Raw genomic sequence first — 22,017 nt, forward strand, 5'->3', positions numbered from 1 at the left:
GTCGTTAATTTCGATTTTTGGTTCGGATCAAATCTATTAGCAAAAATTGCGCCGTTCATGCCAATAATAAAGTCAAAATATCACAAGAGGCCGTGGTACTTTTTCAACGGTCACTTTGAAACCATTATCCCTTCTCTGTTTTACAAAGTGGAAGGGATAGCATATGACCGTGAGCGGTTGGAATTGGAGGACGGTGATTTCCTGGACCTGGACTGGGTCAAGCAAGGTAACAAACGCTTGATTGTACTTAGCCATGGGCTGGAGGGAAGTGCTGACCGGCACTATATCAAACGGCCTGCACAGTATTTTTCGCAAAAAGGCTGGGACATACTGGCGTGGAACAATCGAAGCTGCAGCGGGGAGATGAACCGCTTGCCCCGGTTTTACCATCATGGTGCTACTGAAGATATTGCTGCAGTGATTGACCGGGGGTTGAAAGAAGGATACGAGGATGTAGTCTTGATTGGATATTCCATGGGTGCCGGGATGCAACAGAAGTACCTGGGTGAGCGAGACCCTGACAGTCGCATCAAAGGAGCAATCTCATTTTCAGTTCCATGTAATGTGCAAAACAGTGCCGATATGCTTAGAAAAGGAGCTGGCAGAATCTATGAAAAGCGGTTTGTGTCCAAACTCAAAGAAAAGATTTTGGCTAAGGCCGAAGTAGTGGAAATGGATGTAGATGGCATCAGAGATGTCAAAAATTTCCGTCAATTAGATGAGCGGTTTACCTTAAAGGTGCACCCGGAGTACTCTAGTGCAGATGACTTTTATGCACGCATCACCAGTGATCAGTTTTTGCCTAATATCAAGATTCCACTCCTAATCGTAAATGCGATCAATGATCCCATGCTCGGTGAGCCATGCTACCCGATTGATTTGGCGCAAAACAGCCCAAACATCTTTTTGGAAATGCCGGAAAAGGGCGGACATGTAGGTTTCACCATCCCCAAAAGCGAATGGAGTTACATGGAGTATGCCGCGGACCGATTTATCGAAGAAGTTATTTTTTCTCAAACTTCAAAGCAGCCCCATTGATGCAGTATCTCAAACCCGTTGGCTTAGGACCATCTGGAAAGACATGACCTAAATGTCCGTCACATCGAGCGCATAGCACTTCCGTCCTGACCATCCCATAAGACATGTCATCTTCTTCTGCTACATTCACTTCGTTTACAGGCTCATAGAATGAAGGCCAGCCGGTTCCTGACTTGAACTTGGTCTCGGAAGAGAAGAGTGGGAGGGAGCAGGCAGCACATACGAAGGTACCCTCGTCTTTTACATTATTTAATTCGCTTGTAAAGGCTCGCTCTGTTCCTTTTTCACGAAGTACATAGTACTCCATCTCACTGAGTTGGGCTTTCCATTCCGTTTCGGATTTCACGATCTTATTAAAAGGAAGATCTGTATTCTTTGGCATTTCTTTCTTCTGCTGTGCGCAAGAGATAAAAGAAAAAGTGATAGCTAAAAGTACGATTAGTTTTTTCATGATTTAATAAACGATTATTTGGTTCCAATCGGTTTCCAAGAATTAAATAAGGTCGCCAAAAAGACTAATTTTTTAAAAAGAAAAACTCTTTTAACACCCACCCCAACCCCTCCAGGGAGGGGATTGAAGCTTTTTTTTATTAAAAATCATTCATTTCAATACTCCCATGTATTTGGTCCAGGGTCCCACTTCATTGATGTATTGCTTGGCCATCACTCGTGAAATCTGATGTATATGACCTAGATCATGAACCACCCAGGCGGCCAAAAGGTTTTCAAGTGTCACCCGGCCTAAACCCGGGTGCATGCCAGTCAATTGAAGGTTATCTTCAGTAATATTCAGCTTTATTAGTGCTTCCAGGTTCGCGGCTCTTAGTTCTTCAAATTCACTTAATAGCTGCGCCAATGTTTTGCCATTACTTTCCTCAAACTGTGCAAATCGATCGAAGGGGGTGAACGGTCGCTTTTCACCCTGTTTCAGGATGATTTTCGCACGAGGGATCCAGTCGGTCTTTTCCCCATGGATCAGGTGACCCACAACATCATATGGACTCCAGGTATCCGGACCTTCGTTGGGTGTGACCCAGTCTTCCGGAAGATTTTCCAGCAATTTTTTTAACACCGCAGGAGTTCTTTCCAGCACCTGGATGGATTTGGATAGATCGAATTGCATGGATTAAAGATACTACTTTAGCCGCTCTATAGCCATTTCCGCTACGCGATCTCCAATGGCGAGGGAGGAAGTAGCCGCAGGAGAGGGGGCATTCCCAACGTTGATGAACTTGTCGTGCTCTACCACCAGGAAGTCATCGATCAATCCACCCTTTCGGTCACATGCCTGTGCACGAACACCCGCTCCGCCTTTCTTAAGATCTTTCTTTTGTATTTCTGGAATCAATTCCTGAAGAGCGCGTGTAAAAGCCCCTTTTGAATACGATCGATACATTTCTCCAAACCCGGTTTTCCAGTATTTGGCTGCTACCCGCATAAAGCCGGGGTAAAACAACGTACCCAGCAACTCTTTCATATTGATCTGGCTCTTCTTATAGCCCTCACGTGCAAAAGCAAGCACAGCATTTGGGCCTGCTTCAATGCCACCATCAATGTGACGGGTGAAATGCACACCTAAGAAAGGAAAGCTAGGGTCAGGGACTGGGTAGATCAGGTTTTTTACCAGGTATTCCTTTTCAGGTTTGATCTTATAATATTCACCTCTGAAAGGCACAATTTTGAAATCAATCTTAGCTCCTGAAAGTTTGGCGATCTTGTCTGTATACAATCCAGAACAGTTTACCACTACACGAGTGGTCAGTCTTTCGTTTTGGGTATGAACGTGGATGAAACCGCGTTCTTCTTTGAATGACACCAGCTTATTCGAAGAGAAGATCTCACCACCAAAATGCTTAAATTTCTCAGCATACTTCTCAGCTACAAGCTTGTAATCAATGATGCCCGTTTGTGGTACGTAGAGCCCACTTACACCTGCCACATGCGGTTCGTATTCTTTGAGCTCTTCGGCTCTCAGTTTCTTTATTCCTCTCAGGCCATTGGCCTCACCACGTTGGTGTAGTGTATCAAGTGCATCCAGCTGGGATTCCCGGGTTGCTACTACAATCTTACCGCATAGTTCATACGGAATCTCTTCTTCGTTGCAGAAGTCGATGAGCATATTGTAGCCATCTACACAGTTTTTTGCTTTGTAGCTTCCGGGCTTGTAATACAACCCGGAGTGGATTACTCCACTGTTGTGACCCGTTTGATGCTGAGCAATTGTTCGCTCTTTCTCAACGATGGCTACTTTATAGTTAGGGTTCTTTTCTTTGATTTTCAGTGCGGAAGCTAGTCCAACGATACCTCCGCCGATCACTACAACATTATACATAAACCTGTTTAAGTGTGCGGCGCAAATATCGCTGGTATGCTTAAATTCCTATAACTGAATGTTGATTTTTCTGATTATTAATGTGTATTTCTAAATGAATTAGTCTTTGATCTCAATCATTTTCACTCCGCCTAGTCCTGATGCGACATACAAATAGTCGTCATGAACCAGGATATGGTTGACAGACTCTTTTGTGTCCAGATCCAGCTTTCCTATGATCTCGATATCCTTTTTGTAGGATGCAACATATACACCGCCTTCACCATTACTGATGAACAAACGGTTCTTTTCGGCGGATACAGCATTGGTGATGGAGTTGTCTGAAAAGGTGATATGCCCTTCCAGGTTTCCATTCAGGTCATAAACCAGCACTCCATTTTCACCTCCCGCAATAAACACTAGATCATTATCAACATCGACCGTCATTTTTGCTTCAGGTAGTGGCTGGCCATCATGGCTGAAGTCACCCTCTGCTTGAAGACCATCGGTATCAAATGTGTACAGCTTGTTGGGAGCACCTGCTACACAAACCATCGATCCACCATCAGAAGTAACCCATTTAGCATCTTCAATAGGTTGGAAACCTTTAATATCAAGAGCAGAGCTTAGCTGGTATAAGCCACCACCTTGGGATGCAAGGTTGCCAGAGGTTGCATAAATATCACCATCGATTTCCAAAATACTATTTGCTGCATAGCTTCCTAATGACTCACGAATGCTTTCATCTGACTTGAAGGTTCCTTTACCTTGATTGAAACCGATTTTACCCACAAATGCAGGAATAGCACTTGATGAGGTTGAACCTACAAAAAACAAGCTGCTTCCAAAAAAGGTTAAATCATTGATATCTGAGTCATTATACAATACCTGAGACGTTACTTCCAGTTCATCGGTTAGCAAATCAATACCTCCGGCATATGTTTCTCCTTTGAAGTTGTAGCTTACGGCGAGTAACTTACCTTTTCGTATGATTGAGGTGGCCTGAAGTTTGTTTTCATCTACTGTTGGTGGCTCTAACTCGCCTCTAAGCACTAGTTCAAAATCTTGATTTTTTCGACCACCAGCTGTTGCGTTTACATTAACCGTTTGATTCATGGTAGTCATTCGTGCATTTAGCTCAGCTTTATCATTATTGATGGAAAAATTTCTTTGAGAAATTTCTTCATCCTCCTGAGAGCAGGAGAATATCATTGATGCTAAAGCAGCCGTTGCGATACCTCCCTTTAAGAAGGATTTCATTCTAGACGTTTTCATTATAATGGTTTAAAGTTTTAGATATCCAAAACTAGGTTAACCACAAACGTCTGGTTAGCGCATAATTCGTAATTAACAGAATACGTTTTTTACGTAGTGGATATCATTCAGGCCAGCGGATGGTGTTTTCATCCTCAAAAAGCGGACCCCACTGTATCTCTTCAAGTATTCCTTTATGCAGCCAAAAGTTAATGCCTAAAGCTTCTGACGATATAAGCAACTGCTCCGGGTGATCCTTAGAAGACAAATCTTCGATCTCAAGATCTTTTACCCCAAGCACCTCCAGTTCTTCCATTAGCTCATCCTGATCAAGGCCGATCAACGAACTTCCTTTAAATAAGTAATCCTCTGAAGAAACAGAGATAATTGTAAGTCGCCAGTCTTCCGCTTCTTCGAAGCTAAGGTCAAGGCGAAGCGGGTGGTACTCCCAGGAATCACTTTTATCATCCTCATCCTCACTGTAACTGGTAATTTCCTGGTGATCAGGCTCACCAAGAATGGACTTTACTTCTTCACGGCTCATTCCAAACTTAAGCTTGCCTAATCCAATACCTGGTATTATTTCTACTTGTACCTTTTCCATTTCCAACAAAAGTATGGATTGCAAATGAATTCATTTCATTCCATTCGAAAACCGTTTAAATTTGATTAGATACAACTATGCTATGAAATACTTATCATTACTCACATCGATTTTGGTGATATCCTGTGGCCAAAAGACAGAAGAACCTGTTCAGTGGAAAACCATAGAAGCGGACTTACAAACCCTGTTGATTCAAGCTAAAAACGGTGATACAATCAACATCCGGGAAGGCAACTATATGTTTAAGAATCCGCTCATTTTAGATGGTCTTTCTAATGTAGTCTTTCAGGGAGCGGGAATGGATCAGACTATTTTCTCATTTGAACTGCAGGAAAGTGGAGCAGAGGGTATCCGAGCTGCAAATTGTACGAATCTGGTCTTTCAGGATTTTACTGTACAGGATGCACCCGGGGACAATATCAAAATCACCGATACAAATGGCATTCGGTTCACAAATGTGAAATCACAATGGACCGGGGAGCCAAGTGAGGAAAATGGTGCTTATGCTTTTTATCCGGTGCTGTGTAAGAATGTGATCGTCGAGAATTGCCTGGCGATCGGATCATCAGATGCCGGGATTTACGTAGGTCAATCCGATAGTGTGATTATCAGAAATAATGAGGTCTATCACAATGTAGCAGGGATTGAGAGTGAGAACAGTCGTTGGGTAGAGATCTATGGAAACAATGCACATGATAATACCGGAGGTATTCTCATTTTCGACTTGCCTGGACTTACTCAAAGTGGGCACACAACTCGTGTGTACGACAATGATGTAATTAGCAATAATCATGAAAATTTTGCCCCTGAAGGTAATGTAGTGGCGGTAGTGCCACCGGGAACAGGTATCATGATGATGGCGACTCGAAAAATTGAGGTATTTAACAATCGAATACACCATAATCGTACGGTAGGCGCTGCATTGGCAAGTTATGTGCTTGTGGAAGCGCTTGGGGCCGAAGAAGGTTCACAATTGGATAGTGCCAATAATCAGGTTGATGAGGCGTATGATCCTTATCCAAATCACATTTACTTCCACGATAATGAGTTTATGAATAAACACTGGTTTCCAACCTTTGAAAGTGATTTTGGCTTGCTCTTTTTAAGGTACTTCACCTTCAACCTCCCGGATTTTGTAATGGATGGCATCATACCGCAGTATGATGAGTTTGTATTGTGTCTTGAAAACAATGGAGAGTTCACCTTTGCCAACATTGATGCGGCCAATGATTTTGAAGGACGCACCACTGATTGGAGTACGTATGCATGTGGAGTCGGATCAATTGCACCAATCTTTCCATGAGAGTCTGTTTTTTGATATTATTGGTTATTGCCTCTTGTGCTACGCCTGAGAAAAAGAAACCCATTGTTTTAGAGGAGGTAAGTTTAGGGGTGGAGGAAGTAGTTGATTATCCCAAATATTTGAGTGAACTTGATTTGTTTGAGTCTCCGCTGAAAGAACTCAAGCCAAAAGGTAATCGGATGTTTCCATACGAAATTAATTCTCCACTCTTTTCTGATTACGCTATTAAAGCCCGATTTGTGAAGTTACCTGAAGGAGAGAAGGTTAGCTATCATGAGAGCGAGGTACTTGAATTCCCCGTTGGAACCATGCTAGTCAAAAACTTCTATTATCCATCTGATTTTCGAAAGCCTGAAAGTGAGCGGAGAGTTTTAGAAACCCGATTGCTTATTCATGAACCGCAAGGATGGCATGGAATTGTTTACGAATGGAATGAGGAGCAAACAGATGCAAAGCGCTTGATTTTGGGCAAGAAAGTCCCTGTTGAATGGACAGATAAACATGGTGAATTGCAGCGGATCAGTTATTCCATACCTTCTCAGCCACAATGCAAAAGCTGCCATGATTTAGGAGGCAAGATGGTACCTATTGGTCCGTCCTTACGACAGCTTAATCGATATGATCAGCTGATGACATGGAAAGCAAATGGATGGCTGGAGATGCCCGAACTAAAATCATTACCAAAATTGACAGATTATACCGATGAAACGGCTTCCATTGATCTACGAGCACGCGCATGGCTGGAGGTGAACTGTGCTCACTGTCATAGGAGAGAAGGGCCTGCTAAGAATTCAGGGCTTTATTTATTAGCCTCACAAAGCGATCCTTATCGATTGGGAGTGAATAAACCGCCGGTAGCCGCAGGCAAAGGTTCCGGGGGATTGAAGTATAGCATTGTACCAGGTAATCCGGATCAGTCGATCCTCGTTCATCGTATTGAGTCATTGGAGCCCGGAGAAATGATGCCGGAGCTTGGAAGGAAGCTAACTCACAAAGAAGGAGTGGACTTAATTAAGGAATGGATTGCTGAGATGGATTAATTAACTAATTAATAAAAATCCTGACAGGTTTCGTAAACCTGTCAGGATTTATGTAATCACTTTGAGCTGTGCTATTCGAGTTTATAAAAATCTAATCATCCAGCTTCACAGCATCAACTTCCGCTGCTTTTACTGCTTCATTGAATTCATTGATTCGGGTATCAAATATTTCATTGAGCATATCCAACTGAACATCAATAAGAGCCGTTACCTCATCATAAAACTCAAGTGCTGAGTCAGTCGGACGATAGTTGCCCATACCCATCAGCGATCCTAAATGTCCTAATTTATTGTTCAGTCTGATAGGAAAGTTCAATGGATCCTGTCCACTTTCATTTTTGGTTTGATAGAGTGCTTTCTCGATCTCAGACATGTCTTTAATGATGGATTTTCCAAGTTCCGAAATTTCCTCATTATCCGCCTTTTTCATCACATCATTGATCTGTGCTTTGGCTTTTCTAATATTAATGATGGCTTCATGAGTTTCGGTAAGCTTATCTCTAACCGTGATCAGAAAGTCAAACTGTGCCCGGTAATCTGCTTGAGTAGACTCACTTCGTGGATCGGCTTTTAGTTTGAAATCCATAATTGACTCATTCCCATTCACTGTCATTTTGACTTTATAGTCTCCCGGTGCAGCCATCGGACCTTGTGTAGTGGCCCACCAAAGGATCATGCCATCAAAGGTCTTTGCACCCTCATATTGCAAGTCCCAATTCATAGTGTTAAACCCTGGCTTTACCTCAAGTTTGCTTTCATTCTTATCTTTATCAGGATGGGTACTAAAAGTTTTAATCAGATCACCATCAGCTTCATGAAAGCTTATAGCGATAGTGTCGGTACTGGCAGTATCCTTAACAAAATAATTAACAATCACACCACCCGGATGATTGGTCCCGGCAGTTTTTGAGGTTCGTCCATTTCCTCCACCCATTCTCCAGGTATCCATTGGTTTATAAAGGAAATGCGATTTGCCATTCGCCTCATTTAATTGATGCAATGGAGTCAAATCATCGATCAACCAAAAGCTTCTTCCTTGTGTGGCAGCAATCAGGTTATTGTCTTTAACAGCCAGATCCGTAATCGGTACGATCGGCAAATTCATCTGGAACGGCTGCCAGCTTGCTCCATCATTAAACGATATATACATACCTGCCTCAGTACCTGCATATAGCAATCCTTTTTGGTTCGGGTCTGCTCTTAGAACTCTAGTGAAATGTTCCGCTGGAATGCCACCGGTGATTTTTTTCCATGTCTGACCGTAATCTTCGGTTTTATATAGGAATGGAGCATAATCACCCAGTTTGTATCGTGTTCCGGCTATATAAAGGCCGCCTTTGTTAAATGGATCAATCTCAACGCTATTAATCATCATCCATTCCGGCATTCCTGCTGGCGTTACGTTTGTCCAGTTCTCGCCACCATCCCTGGTTACATGTACCAAGCCGTCATCTGAACCAGCCCAGATAACCCCTTCTTCGTGATAGGATTCCACCGCAGCGAAAATGGTGCAGTAGTATTCCACGCTCGTATTGTCCTTCGTAATGGGGCCTCCTGATGAACCCAGCTTGCTTGGATCATTGCGAGTCAGGTCAGGACTGATTACCTCCCAGGTCTGACCTTCGTTGGTAGTCACATGTAATTGATTGGAAGCAGTGTAGAGCTTATCCGGATTGTGTGGTGAAAAGAAGATCGGGAAATTCCACTGAAATCGATACTTAAATCCTTCTGCACCATGGCCCATTGGGTTGTCTGGCCAAACATTTACGGCTCGGATTTGCTCATTTTCGTGATCTACACGCGTTAGGAATCCATCATAACTTCCTCCATAAACAATATCATTGTTTTCCGGGTCAGGTGCAATGTGGGCACTCTCACCGCCCGCTGTTGATTCCCAATCATCTTCTCCAATGAACCAACCATTTGTTCTATGATCGATTCTTACGGTGGAATTGTCCTGTTGCGCACCGTAAATGCGGTAAGGGAAGGAGTCGTCGGTGGTTACCCGATAAAACTGTGCAGTAGGCTGGTTGTGGTATGTTGACCAATTTTCCCCCGCATCATAGGATACCTGGGCGCCCCCATCATCACCAATCACCATACGCTGATTGTTTTCAGGTGCGATCCATAGATCGTGGTGATCTCCGTGAGGCGCATTGTATGTCTCATAAGTTTTTCCACCATCTGTGGATTTATGATATCGAACGTTCAACACGTATACAATATCCTCATCCTGGGTATCTGCATAAATACGTGTGTAGTACCATGCTCTTTGTCTCAGTTTTCTTTCTTTGTTTATTAATAGCCAGGTTTTTCCTGCATCATCTGAACGATAGACGCCACCGTTTTCATTTTCGATGATCGCCCAAACTCGATTAGAATTAACAGGGGATACAGTCACACCTGAAATTCCCCATAACCCACCGGGAAGTCCTTCGTTTTTAGAAATATTGGTCCAGGTGTCTCCTCCATCTGTACTTTTCCAAAGGGCAGAGCCTTCGCCACCACTCTCTAAACTGTATGGTGTTCTCCTAATTCTCCAGGTGGAGGCGTATAGAATGCGGGGGTTATTTGGATCAAAAGTTAAGTCCACAGCCCCAGCATCTGCATTGGCAAAAAGGATACGTTCCCAGGTTTGACCTCCATCTTTACTTCTGAAAACTCCTCGTTCAGTACTTGATTTGTATAAATCACCTAAAACAGCAGCATATACCAGATCCGGATTCTTAGGATGAATGCGAATTCGTGGTATATGGCGTGCATTTTTCATTCCGATTTCCTGCCAGGTGGTACCAGCATCTACTGACTTCCACATGCCCCAGCCAGAAGAAACGTTTCCTCTAACCGTCACTTCGCCACCTCCAACATAGATCACATTATTGTCCCATTCGCTTACAGCGACCGCACCAATGGATCCTCCAAAATTGCCATCTGAAATGTTTTCCCATGTCTGGCCTCCGTCTTTGGTCCGCCAAACACCACCGCCGGTTGCACCCATGTAGAACAGATTGGGCTGATTGGGTACACCGGTTACTGCTGCAGATCTTCCGCCCCTGAATGGTCCAATGTTTCTCCATTGAATGCCGCCATATAGACTTTTATCATAAGTAGGGGCACTTGATGAGTTCTTTTTCCTTCGTTGAGACTCTCCATCAAAACAGAAGAAACTTAACATCAAAATGAATAGTAATATCTTCTTCATATGTATAGCTTTTAGTAGAATTTCAAGTTAAATATTTCAACGATACTTCAGGGCATTTTAACTACACTAGAGGTCATTTAATCGTTTGGATGGAAAGAAGGAACTTTTCATCATTTTTTAACTTTATCTTTTGATAATTTTGTACCGTATTGGTAGTTCAGTTGTGAGTAGAGGAAGTTTATCTGACGTACATTTAGAGATAATTGAAGAGATGATCACAGAGTCGCTTGATAAGGCGGCTCAGTCCATGGAGCAGATGCTGCGGATTCGTGTAAATCCAGAGATTATCCAGTTTGGAGAGGGTGTTTTAAAGCCCCTTCATGAGTTCGATGATTTAGGAAGATTTAAAGTAAACCTAATGAAGGTTGCCTTTAAAGGTGAAATCAACGGTGCTTTTTACTTTGTCATCAATAGTCACGAAATGGATCTGATCAATCAGGTGAATCTTCCGGATGATATTACCTATTCCAGATCTTCACATCACAAGATGATGCGAAATGATTTCATGGCCGAAATCGAGAATTTGATTGCTAATATGTCAATGGCTGCTCTTTCGGAATTTTTAGGAGTAGAAGTTACCGGAGAGGTTCCAATCGTTCGAAATATGAAGGGTGAATTGGTAAATTCTTACCTCGAAAATGAAAATGAACAAAATCAGACTGCTTTTTACCTGAAGTCTACCTTAAATGGTGCAGTTGTCAATATTCAGCCGCATTTTTTGTGGATGATAGATGAGAATTTCGTGCGGATCACGAAGCTTAATACGGTTGCCTAATCTTCCTTTTTAAAGTTGAGTGCTCCCGAATTCATACAGTATCGCTGACCGCTAGGTTCAGGACCATCTGGAAAAATATGTCCCAGGTGACTGCCACATTTCCCGCATTTTACTTCAGTACGCACCATTCCGAAAGAGGTATCCTTTTCAAAATCAATGGCATCCGGAGAGATCGGATCATAAAAGCTGGGCCAACCTGAGCCTGAATCGTATTTGGTTTGAGAGGAGTAAAGGTCGTTACCACATGCTGCACACTGATAAATACCCTTATCCTTGTTTTCTAGCAGAGCGCCAGACCAGGGCTTTTCCGTTCCTTTTTCCCGTAAAATATAATATTGCTCCTCGCTCAACTCCTTTTTCCACTCTTCTTCCGATTTGTTGATTTTTTCCATGGTTTTTAAAGTTGGTTATTTGACTGCTTACGAATGTAAAACCCCATTCATCAAAATTTTTCAAATAAACGCAACTAAGTAAGTCAATTTTGCATTAGAAAGTTCAGGAATTCATAGAAGAGCACATCAACCAATGAAAAAACGACAATCAATCATTCTAATCGCCGCGGGTATTATCATAGCATCCTATGGAATAAGCGAATACCTGGGATCTCTAAAGGAAGAGCCGGTGGTACGTAAGCCGCCACAGGCTAAAAAGTATGTCACAACTACGCCGGTTAGGTATATGGATTTAAAAACGGATGTGATCACTTTTGGACGTGTGGAAAACGCACAGGTGTTGGATCTTATCTCTGAAGTTTCAGGACGAATGACTCAGGGAAGTGTACGGTTAAAAGAAGGGGAGTCTTTTAAGAAGGGAGCACTTATTTACAAATTAAACGATGAAGAAGCATCTCTGAATCTCAAATCTCAGAAAAGCAATTTCCTGCGTGATTTGGCCGGAATTCTCCCCGATTTGAAGATCGACTTTGGTGATAACTATGATAAATGGCAGGCTTACTTTGAAGCACTGGATATTGATAAGTCCTTCCCAGAACTTCCTAAAGTGAAATCAACCAAAGAAAAGACCTTCCTGGCGACTAAAGGGATTTATTCTTCTTATTATTCAATAAAAAGTTCGGAGGCACAGCTTGCCAAGTATCGCTATTATGCACCATTTTCCGGGTCTATTATGGAGGTTACCATGCAGTCAGGTTCGTTTGTTAATCCAGGTACCAGGATTGGGAAAATTCTACGATCGGGTGTCTACGAAATGAAAGCATCGGTAGAAACGAGAGATATTCCATGGATTCGAGTTGGATCTTCGGTGGAGATTTACTCAAAAGAATCTCAGCAATACTGGAAAGGGGAGGTAACCAGAATCAGCGACTATGTGAATCAAAACACACAATCAGTAGATGTGTTTATTACCATATATCCTAACGGACAAAAAATATATGATGGACAGTTTTTCCAGGCTGCAATTCCTGCCCGCACAGTCAAAGATGGGATGATCATGCCTCGAAACGCCATTTACAATGGAAATGAAGTATTCGTGCTTGAGGATTCATTGTTAAAAAAGAAGAAAATCAATGTCGTGCGTTTATCGGAAGAGGATGCTATTTTCAATGGGCTGGAGCAAGGTCAGGAACTGGTCGTAGAACCACTTTTAGGAGCCTACAACAACATGAAGGCTTTCAAGCGACCAGAGCAGGACATCAACCTGGAGACCGGAGAGAGCAAGGATGTGCAACTCAGCTCAGATGCCAGACAAGCTTCCACCAACTAAAGATTTAAGTTATGACATCAATCAAAGGCTTAATTGAGTATTTCGTAAAGTACCCCATACTGGCAAACATCCTGATTGCTTTAACCCTGGTGGGCGGTGTGGTGAGTATGTTAAATACGAAGAAATCTTTTTTTCCAACACTGGAGGATAAGAACATTACCGTATCGGTTTCCTATCCTGGCGCTTCTCCGGATGAGATGGAAGAAGGTGTAACCTTAAAAATTGAAGAGGCTTTAAAGGGGGTTATTGGTATTTATCAAGTTACTTCAACATCTTCTGAAAATTTTGCCACAATAAATATTCAGAAGATTGATGGGTATGATATTGACGAACTTTACACCGATGTAAAAAATTCTGTAGATGGGATCAGTTCATTTCCCACAGGAGCTGAGAAGCCTATTATTGTCAAACAAAAGTCTCGTACCACCGCTCAATGGTTGGCTCTAACTGGGGATGTCGATTTGGCTACATTGAAACAGTTTGCTGAAGACATTGAAGACGAGTTGCTGGCGACCGGAGTTATTTCACAAGTGGGCATTTCAGGGTTTCCTCCTTTGGAAATATCCATTGAAGTAGCTGAGGATGTATTGAGAAGATACAACCTGACATTCACTGAAGTGGCTAATGCGGTTAGAGTAAATAACCGCGACGTTTCCGCAGGTTCAGTAAAAACCTCTACAGAGGAAATTCTCATTCGAGCCAGAGCTAAAGATACAGATGCAGACAAGATTGGTGATATCGTGATCCGAAGTAGTGATGACGGAAAAAACCTGCTTCTAAGGGATATTGCCACTATCGAGGAGAAATTTGCCGATCAGCCAAATAAATCTTATCTCAGCGGAGAACGTGCAGTTTTCATTGAAGTGAGACGACTGGAACGAGAAGATCTGGAGCAGATTTCAGAAACGGTGAATAACTACGTAGTTGACTTCAATGAAAAAAACGATGCTGTTAAGCTTACCATGACATGGGACTTTATGTCCATGTTAAATCAACGCTTGGATATGCTTACCTCCAATGGATTGGTTGGATTGACACTCGTGCTTGTTTCACTTGGTCTTTTCCTGAGCCTTCGACTTTCCTTTTGGGTAGCATGGGGGATTCCATCTTCCTTTTTGGGAATGTTCATCCTAGGAACCTTCGTAGGGCTTACCATCAACATGATATCGCTTTTCGGAATGATACTGGTGATCGGTATCCTGGTTGATGATGGGATCGTGATCGCAGAAAATATCTATTCGCATTTTGAGAAGCATGGCAATCCCATCAAGGCTGCCGTTCAGGGGACGCTAGAAGTAGTGCCAGCGGTATTTACTTCCATTCTTACTACCATGGTGGCATTCACACCATTATTGCTTCTTACCGGTGGTTTTGAAATGTTGAAAGACATGGCTATCGTGGTAATTTTCAGTCTGGGTTTTTCTTTGATAGAAGCGTTTTTTGTACTCCCCGCGCACCTTTCAAGTAAACATGTTCTATCCATAAAGAAAGAAGATACACGCAGTTATAAAATTCGTTCTTTCCTTAATGGAATCATCGATTACCTAAGAGTGAAAGTATACGGCAAGGCCCTTCAATTTACCATGAAGTACCGAGCAGTTTCTGTTTCCATTGTCATTGCATTCGTGATGATCATAGTTGGGATGATGAAAGGAGGAATTATTCCATCTACTTTGTTTCCACCTATCGCTTTCAATAGTGTAAACATTGAAATTGCTTTCAAACCTGGAGAGCGCGAGGATAAGGTAGAAGAGTATCTGAAGCGATTTGATAAAGCGGTATGGCGGGTCAATGAAGAGTTGAAGGAGCAAGCCGGAACAGACAAGGATATTGTGAAGAACACTTTTACAAGTATTGGCAGTTCTTCGTTTGAGTCAGGTTCGCATACAGGATTTGTGAATGTATTTCATGAAGAACTGGATGAATTTGATCTCAATCAGTACGATATTATTAATAAACTGAGAGATGAAATTGGTTCTGTACCTGAAGCTGAGAAGTTTGCCATTGGTGGAAGAAGCCGGTGGGGGAAGCCGGTATCCGTTCGAATTCTGGGTAAGAACTATGAAGAATTGGCTGAGGCTAAGGAATTCTTGATTTCTGAGCTGGATCAAATGCCGGCATTGAAAGATGTGACCGATGACATTCCAATAGGTAACCGAGAGGTTCAGTTAGACTTATTGTCTCAGGCTTACTTTCTTGGATTAACGAATAGCGATATTACTCAACAGCTACGTCAAGGATTCTTTGGTGAAGAGGTGCAGCGATTCATGAAAGGAAACGATGAAATCAAAGTGTGGGTGAGATATCCGAAAGAAGATCGCAAAAGTATCGACCAGCTTGAGACCGTTAAAATTAAGGATGGTGATAAGGAATATCCATTAAGCCAGCTGGCAGAGTACGATATCAACCGTGGAGTATCTGGAATCAAGCACTATGAAGCATCAAGATCAGTGACGGTAGAAGCAGACATGGTTGATCCATTTGGCGATGCGAACGTGATACTGGAGAGAGTAGAGAAAGATATTGTGCCCAAGATGTTAGCCAAGTTCCCTAGAGTTAAAGTGGATTATGGCGGACAGGCGGAGGAGCGAGCTAGATCAGCAGGTGAGATGGCTACCTACTTTGTAGGTGCATTTGTCTGTATCTTATTCATTCTGATGATCAATTTCCGCTCTGTGTATCAGGCCATACTTGTATTATTAATGGTGCCGCTTGGTTGGTTCTCGGGAATTCTTGGTCATGGTATTGAAACATGGATTAGCGTTACTCCAAAGCCAGTATCAATGCTCAGTTTATGGGGGATGATTGCCTTAATGGGAGTTATTATCAATGATGCAGTGGTGTTCTTGTCAAAGTTTAATTCACTGGTAAAGGATGATGGACAGTCGGTCTATCAGGCAGCATACAATGCCGGACTTGCAAGGTTCCGTCCGATCATGTTAACATCATTGACCACCGTTTTGGGACTTTATCCTTTAATAAAAGAAACCAGTTTCCAGGCACAGTTCTTGATTCCTATGGCGATTTCGGTGGCATATGGCGTGCTGTTCGGAACAATCATCATACTATTATTTTTCCCGGTATTCATTCTCATTGCCAATGACCTTAGAAGGTATGCGAAGTGGCTCTGGACAGGTGATAAGCCGTCACGTGAAGATGTGGAGCGTGTGCTCATAGATGAGCGTAGAATGGAGGAGTATAAAGAATCAGCTTAACTTAAAAATTTATATCAATAAATGAAGTATTTCATACTTTCAATAAGCATATTGAGTGCATTGAGTGTGCACGCACAGGATCAACTTTCTCTTTCTGATGCGATCCAGATTGGGTTGGAACGAAACTATGGCATTCGAATAGAAGAAGGGAACGTTGAAGTTGCAACGAACAACAACTCCTGGGGTGAGGCAGGGAGATTGCCAACAGTCAATTTGAATGTACAGAGTCAGAATTCCATTCGAAATCAGCAATCAGACAATCAGTTTTTTGGAGGTACTCTTTTCCCTGGCTTTGAGTTGAATAACCAGCAAACGTTTGGTTTGACTCCCGGTGTGACGGTCACCTGGAATATATTTCAGGGAAATCGTGCAATCATCAGCAAACGAAGACTGGAGCAGCTACAGGCTGAGTCGGAGCAAAATGCAGAGGTGGTTGTTTCTAATACGATTCAGTCCATTATTCTGGGTTATTACATCGCTGTGTTGGAGCAGCGCCGACTTGAGGAGTTTCAGAAACAATTGAATCTGTCCAGGGACAAATACGACTACATCCAGACTAAATATGATCTGGGAGGAGCGGTGACATCCGACATGCTTCTTGAAGAGAATAATTATCTCACCGATTCAGTATCCGTACTCAATCAGCAACTGGCTCTGAATAATGCTTTCAGAAATCTAAATCTGCTATTGGTGCAGGATGATATCAATAAAGAGTATGTCCTGACAGATTCCTTAATGATCGAAGATTTCACATACGATTATGAGGATCTATCAGATGCAGCATTTAATCAGAATGTGGATTTAAAATCCATTTACATTTCACAGGCCATCCTGCAAGCCAATACTTCATTGCAGCAAGCTTCCAGACTGCCAACACTATCGTTAAATGGTGGATACAACTGGAACAGGAATGTGAGTGACCTAACGAATGCCAGGTATGATGGTCCAAACCCTGACTTTCAAACACCACCAGAACCTCTGGTCTCGAAAACCGGGACCTATTTTGCCAACTTCACATTATCATTCACCTTGTTTGATGGAAACAGAATTAACAGGGCGATTAGAAATGCAATGGTTCAGGAGGATATAGGGAACATTCGGATCGACCAGTTAAAGAAAACCATCCAACGAGATCTGGCCACTGCATATGATCAGTATTTGGTTCGTAAGCAATTGCTGGCAATCAACCAAAGGAGGAGAGAGGCAGCTGAGATCAACTTGCAAAACTCAGAGGAGAAATTCCGTAATGGATCGATCAACTCGTTCGATTTCAGGGATGTTCAAAATAACTATCTCTCTGCTGCTATTTTGGAATTGCAGGCTATCTACAATCTGATTGATTCGAAGGTGACTTTAATGCGTTTGACTTGGGGTTTAGTACGAGAGTATAATCCGTAAAAACCCGCATTTTGAGCTTGAAATAAAGAAACTTCTGACTTTTTTGTTATGTTAGGAGTGTATGTCATTAAAGAGAGCACCATTTTATTTATCTGTTCTAATTGGGATTATTGTCTTGTTCCACATTGTCGGGTTTATCAAAGCCGAGCGATCTCCGGTAGCGATTAGTTCGCATGCCTCCATTCCCAACTACGCCTTGCAGAATGCCCGGCTTTATTTAACAGACAAGCTCCATTCCAGAAGCTTGCTTCATTTGAAAGAAGCCATTCGTTCGATCGCATATTTAAGGGATCATGCGGATGATGCCAGTAAAAAACATTTAACAACAGGTCTCGATGCATTAAGGAGTGTTGAAAGGGATATGGATGCCGGCTTTTTCTATTCCAATAAGTTGAATGAAAACAGCGTGATAGCCCTCAATGCATTGATGTATTATGAGATTGCAAGCGCTAAGCAGTTTATAGAAGAGGAAAAGCGCCCACAAGCTATGAAGGCTCTTGCTTTTGCTATTGAGCATCTGCGAAATGCTCTTGATTTTGCGAAGGGTAATAAAAAAGAGTATGAAGTAAAGATATTCTCTGACATCAATGACATTACTTCAAACTATTACGCAGAAAAATCCGAGTTGATAAGTAAATTGGACAGCATCCTGGAAGAGCTGGAAGACTTGGATGTGGCCTATAGTCAGTAAGCGTTCCTGATATCCAGTAGGAACTGCTCCATGGCTTTCTTCACATTATCTGTTGGTTGAGTAAAGTGATTACTCATGAAGGAAAAGATCATTCGTTTACCTGAACGTGTCACCAAATAGCCACTCAAATTGTGATTATTGCTGAGTGTTCCCGTTTTTGCAAAGATGAACGGTGGTTCTTCTTCGTTAGGAAGGTATAATTCCTCTAACGTTCCCTCACCACCGGTTGGTAAAATAGCGGTGACTTTCTCCCATCCAAACTCATCATAGCACCTTTTTAAAAGCCGCACCTGATCCACTGGCGCAATTAAATTATACCTCGAGAGACCCGAACCGTCCACCCAAACCATCTCCGTAAGATCAGGTAGCCAGGTAGTCCTCACCTCTTTGATAAACGGCTTTACTTCATTATATCCATGCCATCGTGCGGCCATCAGTAGGAGTTGCTCAGAAAGAAAGTTATCGCTGGGCTTCATCATTTTTGCCAGTACTGTGTCAATGCTTTGAGCGAAAAGGGTGTCGGTAAGTGGTGTTGACGTTTTTGCAAATTGTATTTCAGCATTTATCGTATCCTTAAGCAACTGATGTAGCAGGTCTTTAGAATATTCAAAAGGAATGATCCGCTCGAAATCGGAGGTGTCACTTTCGAGATACGCCTTAAACACATTGAATTTCAATTCCCTATCGACAAGTTCACCCGGACGCGTTTGCTCTAACACCTCTACATAATCTTCAAAAAAAGGTGGGGTGATAGTCAAGGTATCGTTTACTTTTTGAATGCTCACTGTATTACCATAAATCGGCCACCATGCACGCTGAGGTTGGAAATTATAGATATAATCATCCCATGCCCATCCAGATCCAAAAAACTCAGGGTCATTGTCTGGCCAATGGATGGTAATGCCTTTAACCTGACTTAGCAGTTCGTATGCTTTCTGATTTTCAAATGGTTCATAAAGAAATGTTGGGTCACCAAGCGGTGCTACCCTGAGCATTGAGTCTTCTCTCGAATAAAGTAAGGATGGTAATGAATCCGGGAAGCTTTTCAATGTTACGTACATGGTTAGCAGCTTCGTGTTAGATGCCGGCGTAAATTTCAACGTTGAGTTATGACTGGCTATAAAAGTTTCAGATTCCAAATCGTATATGCTAAAGCCTGTAAATTGATTTGAGAAGACCTCTGACTGATTAAGTAGACGGGTTACATCTTTTTCTATTGCCAGCTGTTTTACGCTTGCACAACTGGCTCCCAACAGGCTGAGGCATATAAAGAGGAATTTTTGATACGGATTTCTCTTGATCGGGAGTAAGGAAAAATACTGAATCATATAATTATTGAATGAAATGAGCGCATTTAGAGCTATTTTTCCGCTCGTAGAGCACTATTTTTTTCGTATTCTTAAATTATTTATTTTGCTCTCACTAATCTAAACCAAAAGAAACTTCTACCTAGTTTACCAATGAGTATATTAGAATTAATCACACTCCTGATTTTCATGGCCGCCGCTTTCACCCTGATCAACATCACGGTTTTAAAGCTGCCCTCTACCATTGGCCTGATGTTAATAGCTCTGATCATGTCCCTGACCATCTTGGTGCTGGGGCAATTTGTGCCCTCCATCACTGAGGGAGCAGAGCACATAATAGCTGAATTTGACTTTGAGGAAGTGCTCATGAATGTGATGCTGAACTTCCTGCTTTTTGCGGGTGCTCTTTCTACTAACCTTGGTAAACTGATTGAGGAGCGTGTACCTGTTTTGATCCTGGCGACCCTTGGAACATTGATGTCTACCTTTATCGTAGGCTTCCTGGTGTACTACATATTCCCACTCGTTGGATATGAGATAGACCTTATTTATTGTCTGTTATTTGGTGCACTTATATCACCTACAGATCCAATTGCAGTGCTGGCACTGACCAAACAATTTGGGCTTTCAAAAAAATTAGAAATCAAAATAGCTGGAGAATCCCTCTTTAACGATGGAGTAGGGGTTGTCATCTTCTTGACTATTCTCGGAATCGCCAAAGCTCAAGCGGGCATTCATGAGGCAGGTGGGCATGGTGATGGAGAGATTACTGCTGCAAGTGTAGCTATGCTTTTTAGTGTGGAGGTATTTGGAGGGCTGTTGCTAGGTGCTCTGCTAGGCTTTGCAGGATTTAAGTTGCTAAACTTTATTGATAATGATCATGTAGAGCTTGAAGTACTGGTTACCCTTACATTGGTGATGGTGGGAGGTAGAATTGCAGAGCTGATTCACGTATCTGCTCCACTGGGAATGGTAGTAATGGGACTTTTTATCGGTAATCAGGGTCGAGATGAAAAACTGGCTAACGCAACAGGGGAATACGTATTTAAATTCTGGCACTTGCTGGATGAAGCATTAAATGCCATTCTCTTCATTTTGATAGGTTTGGAGATGCTTGTCATTGCAGATTCGTTTACCATGAGTAATCTGGCTATCGGAGGAATAGGCATTGTGATTGTATTAACAGCACGGTTTATTGGTGTAAGTATTCCAATCACAGCGATGAGACCGTTCAGAAATTTTGAGCCTAAAACTATTCAGATTTTGACATGGGGTGGATTACGAGGAGGTATCTCTGTGGCACTGGCTCTGTCTCTTACCGATCTTGCTTTTCCTGATTATGTAAAGGACACCATTTTGTTTACTACCTACTGCGTAGTGGTGTTCTCAATCCTAGTTCAGGGACTCACGATTGGGGCATTATTGAAAAAATAATCTTTGGGGTATTCTTGTTTAAGTAAAATTTATGAAATTCGCTTTCTGAGAAACATCACATTTTACATTAAATAACCAACTATGAAATTAAGTATCGCCGAAGGGTTTTATCTAATCGCTCTTGATGACGAAGAAGGAAGAATTCTTGCAGCAGCGGAAAAAACAGTAGTACCTGGTGTCATTGCTGCCTGCATATTGGAACTATACTTACTTAAGAAAATAAAATTGGAGGGCGGTAATATTTCTGTTGTTGATACGATTGGAACAGGAAATGGTATTCTTGATAATGTTCTTAAGAAGTTACAAACAGGACCATCTATAGTGGATCAGATCAAGACGCTCACCGGAAAGTTTAAAGACATACAGGAGGACTTGAATGCGCTGCTTGTTCAGCGAGGTATTCTCAAGAAAGAAGAAACAAAGCTACTTTGGATCCCTCTTTCAGACCGAATGGATAATGCGAACTATGCATTTGAGCAGGAGATTAGAAATAACCTGAAAGCGATAGTTTTCAAAAGTGCTAAACCTTCACCGGCATTCACCATTCTATACACGTTGATTGATGATTGCAATATCCTTGGAGAAGTATTCAGAGATAAAGATGAACTGATCGATGCAGAGAAAGTAGGTAAGGAGGTTATTGAGAGATCAGGTGTAGACGAAGAGTTAGCAACTGCACTTCGTCAAGTGAAGGCTATTTTCTAAAAAAAACTTGAGAATATA

At 42.2% G+C, this 22,017-nt stretch carries 18 protein-coding genes; 10 read left to right on the forward strand and 8 right to left on the reverse strand.

Annotated elements, in window-relative coordinates:
* Positions 1 to 57 precede the first annotated feature (57 nt).
* Entirely contained in the window at positions 58 to 1,038 is a 981-nt protein-coding gene (locus ACXAH9_RS15170; RefSeq protein ID WP_474895702.1) for a YheT family hydrolase, read from the forward strand.
* Here the strand turns inward: ACXAH9_RS15170 and msrB (ACXAH9_RS15175) are convergent.
* The 5 genes from msrB (ACXAH9_RS15175) to ACXAH9_RS15195 all read right to left on the reverse strand — a co-directional run bounded on the left by msrB (ACXAH9_RS15175) (position 1,004) and on the right by ACXAH9_RS15195 (position 5,207).
* Positions 1,004 to 1,489, reverse strand: coding sequence for a peptide-methionine (R)-S-oxide reductase MsrB (gene msrB / locus ACXAH9_RS15175; protein ID WP_474895703.1), 486 nt, complete (start codon positions 1,487 to 1,489; stop codon positions 1,004 to 1,006). The genes ACXAH9_RS15170 and msrB (ACXAH9_RS15175) overlap by 35 nt on opposite strands.
* A 150-nt stretch (positions 1,490 to 1,639) precedes the next feature.
* Positions 1,640 to 2,161: a DinB family protein gene (locus ACXAH9_RS15180; protein WP_474895704.1), complete on the reverse strand. Its 522-nt coding sequence runs from the start codon at positions 2,159 to 2,161 to the stop codon at positions 1,640 to 1,642.
* Positions 2,162 to 2,173: 12 nt separating this feature from the next.
* A complete protein-coding gene (gene lhgO, locus ACXAH9_RS15185) occupies positions 2,174 to 3,370 on the reverse strand; it encodes an L-2-hydroxyglutarate oxidase (protein ID WP_474895705.1) in 1,197 nt (398 codons plus the stop codon).
* Positions 3,371 to 3,469: 99 nt separating this feature from the next.
* Entirely contained in the window at positions 3,470 to 4,624 is a 1,155-nt protein-coding gene (locus ACXAH9_RS15190; protein ID WP_474895706.1) for an LVIVD repeat-containing protein, read from the reverse strand.
* A gap of 103 nt (positions 4,625 to 4,727) precedes the next feature.
* Complete coding sequence (locus ACXAH9_RS15195; protein ID WP_474895707.1) at positions 4,728 to 5,207, reverse strand: hypothetical protein; 480 nt, start codon at positions 5,205 to 5,207, stop codon at positions 4,728 to 4,730.
* An 82-nt stretch (positions 5,208 to 5,289) separates the two neighbouring features.
* Between ACXAH9_RS15195 and ACXAH9_RS15200 the strand changes: the two genes are divergently transcribed.
* Positions 5,290 to 6,510 carry a parallel beta-helix domain-containing protein gene (locus tag ACXAH9_RS15200; protein WP_474895708.1) on the forward strand — a complete coding sequence of 407 codons (1,221 nt, stop codon included), beginning with the start codon at positions 5,290 to 5,292 and terminating at the stop codon, positions 6,508 to 6,510.
* On the forward strand, positions 6,507 to 7,550 hold the full coding sequence (locus ACXAH9_RS15205) for an SO2930 family diheme c-type cytochrome (RefSeq protein WP_474895709.1): 1,044 nt from the start codon (positions 6,507 to 6,509) through the stop codon (positions 7,548 to 7,550). Before ACXAH9_RS15200 ends, ACXAH9_RS15205 begins: the two co-directional genes overlap by 4 nt.
* A gap of 91 nt (positions 7,551 to 7,641) precedes the next feature.
* Here the strand turns inward: ACXAH9_RS15205 and ACXAH9_RS15210 are convergent, their stop codons facing one another.
* Positions 7,642 to 10,752 carry a WD40/YVTN/BNR-like repeat-containing protein gene (locus ACXAH9_RS15210; RefSeq protein ID WP_474895710.1) on the reverse strand — a complete coding sequence of 1,037 codons (3,111 nt, stop codon included), beginning with the start codon at positions 10,750 to 10,752 and terminating at the stop codon, positions 7,642 to 7,644.
* Between the two features lie 130 nt (positions 10,753 to 10,882).
* Between ACXAH9_RS15210 and ACXAH9_RS15215 the strand changes: the two genes are divergently transcribed.
* The gene (locus ACXAH9_RS15215; RefSeq protein ID WP_474895711.1) at positions 10,883 to 11,527 is read left to right on the forward strand and encodes a hypothetical protein; all 645 of its coding nucleotides are present in this window, start codon (positions 10,883 to 10,885) and stop codon (positions 11,525 to 11,527) included.
* On the opposite strand, the gene msrB (ACXAH9_RS15220) is transcribed toward ACXAH9_RS15215, so the two are convergent.
* On the reverse strand, positions 11,524 to 11,919 hold the full coding sequence (gene msrB / locus ACXAH9_RS15220; protein ID WP_474895712.1) for a peptide-methionine (R)-S-oxide reductase MsrB: 396 nt from the start codon (positions 11,917 to 11,919) through the stop codon (positions 11,524 to 11,526). The two genes, ACXAH9_RS15215 and msrB (ACXAH9_RS15220), sit on opposite strands and share 4 nt — an antisense overlap.
* 133 nt (positions 11,920 to 12,052) lie before the next feature.
* Here msrB (ACXAH9_RS15220) and ACXAH9_RS15225 point away from each other — a divergent pair, with 133 nt between their 5' ends.
* The 4 genes from ACXAH9_RS15225 (at position 12,053) to ACXAH9_RS15240 (ending at position 18,553) form a co-directional block, all read left to right on the forward strand.
* Positions 12,053 to 13,249, forward strand: a complete 1,197-nt coding sequence (locus ACXAH9_RS15225; protein WP_474895713.1) for an efflux RND transporter periplasmic adaptor subunit — start codon at positions 12,053 to 12,055, stop codon at positions 13,247 to 13,249.
* 11 nt (positions 13,250 to 13,260) lie between these two features.
* On the forward strand, positions 13,261 to 16,464 hold the full coding sequence (locus tag ACXAH9_RS15230; protein WP_474895714.1) for an efflux RND transporter permease subunit: 3,204 nt from the start codon (positions 13,261 to 13,263) through the stop codon (positions 16,462 to 16,464).
* A 21-nt stretch (positions 16,465 to 16,485) separates the two neighbouring features.
* Positions 16,486 to 17,862, forward strand: a complete 1,377-nt coding sequence (locus ACXAH9_RS15235; RefSeq protein ID WP_474895715.1) for a TolC family protein — start codon at positions 16,486 to 16,488, stop codon at positions 17,860 to 17,862.
* A 61-nt stretch (positions 17,863 to 17,923) separates the two neighbouring features.
* On the forward strand, positions 17,924 to 18,553 hold the full coding sequence (locus tag ACXAH9_RS15240; RefSeq protein ID WP_474895716.1) for a hypothetical protein: 630 nt from the start codon (positions 17,924 to 17,926) through the stop codon (positions 18,551 to 18,553).
* Here ACXAH9_RS15240 and ACXAH9_RS15245 read toward each other — a convergent pair.
* Positions 18,547 to 19,881, reverse strand: coding sequence for a D-alanyl-D-alanine carboxypeptidase (locus tag ACXAH9_RS15245; protein WP_474895717.1), 1,335 nt, complete (start codon positions 19,879 to 19,881; stop codon positions 18,547 to 18,549). The two genes, ACXAH9_RS15240 and ACXAH9_RS15245, sit on opposite strands and share 7 nt — an antisense overlap.
* Before the next feature lie 132 nt (positions 19,882 to 20,013).
* On the opposite strand from ACXAH9_RS15245, the gene ACXAH9_RS15250 reads away from it, so the two are divergent.
* Both ACXAH9_RS15250 and ACXAH9_RS15255 read left to right on the forward strand, forming a co-directional pair.
* The gene (locus tag ACXAH9_RS15250; RefSeq protein WP_474895718.1) at positions 20,014 to 21,294 is read left to right on the forward strand and encodes a cation:proton antiporter; all 1,281 of its coding nucleotides are present in this window, start codon (positions 20,014 to 20,016) and stop codon (positions 21,292 to 21,294) included.
* A gap of 81 nt (positions 21,295 to 21,375) precedes the next feature.
* A complete protein-coding gene (locus ACXAH9_RS15255) occupies positions 21,376 to 21,999 on the forward strand; it encodes a GOLPH3/VPS74 family protein (RefSeq protein ID WP_474895719.1) in 624 nt (207 codons plus the stop codon).
* Positions 22,000 to 22,017 lie beyond the last annotated feature (18 nt).

Source organism: Ekhidna sp. ABH4_415 (assembly GCF_056161305.1).

Excerpts from the sequence above, each read along its gene's own strand:
- ACXAH9_RS15170 (WP_474895702.1), top strand. The coding sequence starts at position 58 with ATGCCAATAATAAAGTCAAAATATCACAAGAGGCCGTGGTACTTTTTC.
- msrB (WP_474895703.1), bottom strand. The coding sequence starts at position 1,489 with ATGAAAAAACTAATCGTACTTTTAGCTATCACTTTTTCTTTTATCTCT.
- ACXAH9_RS15180 (WP_474895704.1), bottom strand. The coding sequence starts at position 2,161 with ATGCAATTCGATCTATCCAAATCCATCCAGGTGCTGGAAAGAACTCCT.
- lhgO (WP_474895705.1), bottom strand. The coding sequence starts at position 3,370 with ATGTATAATGTTGTAGTGATCGGCGGAGGTATCGTTGGACTAGCTTCC.
- ACXAH9_RS15190 (WP_474895706.1), bottom strand. The coding sequence starts at position 4,624 with ATGAAAACGTCTAGAATGAAATCCTTCTTAAAGGGAGGTATCGCAACG.
- ACXAH9_RS15195 (WP_474895707.1), bottom strand. The coding sequence starts at position 5,207 with ATGGAAAAGGTACAAGTAGAAATAATACCAGGTATTGGATTAGGCAAG.
- ACXAH9_RS15200 (WP_474895708.1), top strand. The coding sequence starts at position 5,290 with ATGAAATACTTATCATTACTCACATCGATTTTGGTGATATCCTGTGGC.
- ACXAH9_RS15205 (WP_474895709.1), top strand. The coding sequence starts at position 6,507 with ATGAGAGTCTGTTTTTTGATATTATTGGTTATTGCCTCTTGTGCTACG.
- ACXAH9_RS15210 (WP_474895710.1), bottom strand. The coding sequence starts at position 10,752 with ATGAAGAAGATATTACTATTCATTTTGATGTTAAGTTTCTTCTGTTTT.
- msrB (WP_474895712.1), bottom strand. The coding sequence starts at position 11,919 with ATGGAAAAAATCAACAAATCGGAAGAAGAGTGGAAAAAGGAGTTGAGC.
- ACXAH9_RS15225 (WP_474895713.1), top strand. The coding sequence starts at position 12,053 with ATGAAAAAACGACAATCAATCATTCTAATCGCCGCGGGTATTATCATA.
- ACXAH9_RS15230 (WP_474895714.1), top strand. The coding sequence starts at position 13,261 with ATGACATCAATCAAAGGCTTAATTGAGTATTTCGTAAAGTACCCCATA.
- ACXAH9_RS15235 (WP_474895715.1), top strand. The coding sequence starts at position 16,486 with ATGAAGTATTTCATACTTTCAATAAGCATATTGAGTGCATTGAGTGTG.
- ACXAH9_RS15240 (WP_474895716.1), top strand. The coding sequence starts at position 17,924 with ATGTCATTAAAGAGAGCACCATTTTATTTATCTGTTCTAATTGGGATT.
- ACXAH9_RS15245 (WP_474895717.1), bottom strand. The coding sequence starts at position 19,881 with ATGATTCAGTATTTTTCCTTACTCCCGATCAAGAGAAATCCGTATCAA.
- ACXAH9_RS15250 (WP_474895718.1), top strand. The coding sequence starts at position 20,014 with ATGAGTATATTAGAATTAATCACACTCCTGATTTTCATGGCCGCCGCT.
- ACXAH9_RS15255 (WP_474895719.1), top strand. The coding sequence starts at position 21,376 with ATGAAATTAAGTATCGCCGAAGGGTTTTATCTAATCGCTCTTGATGAC.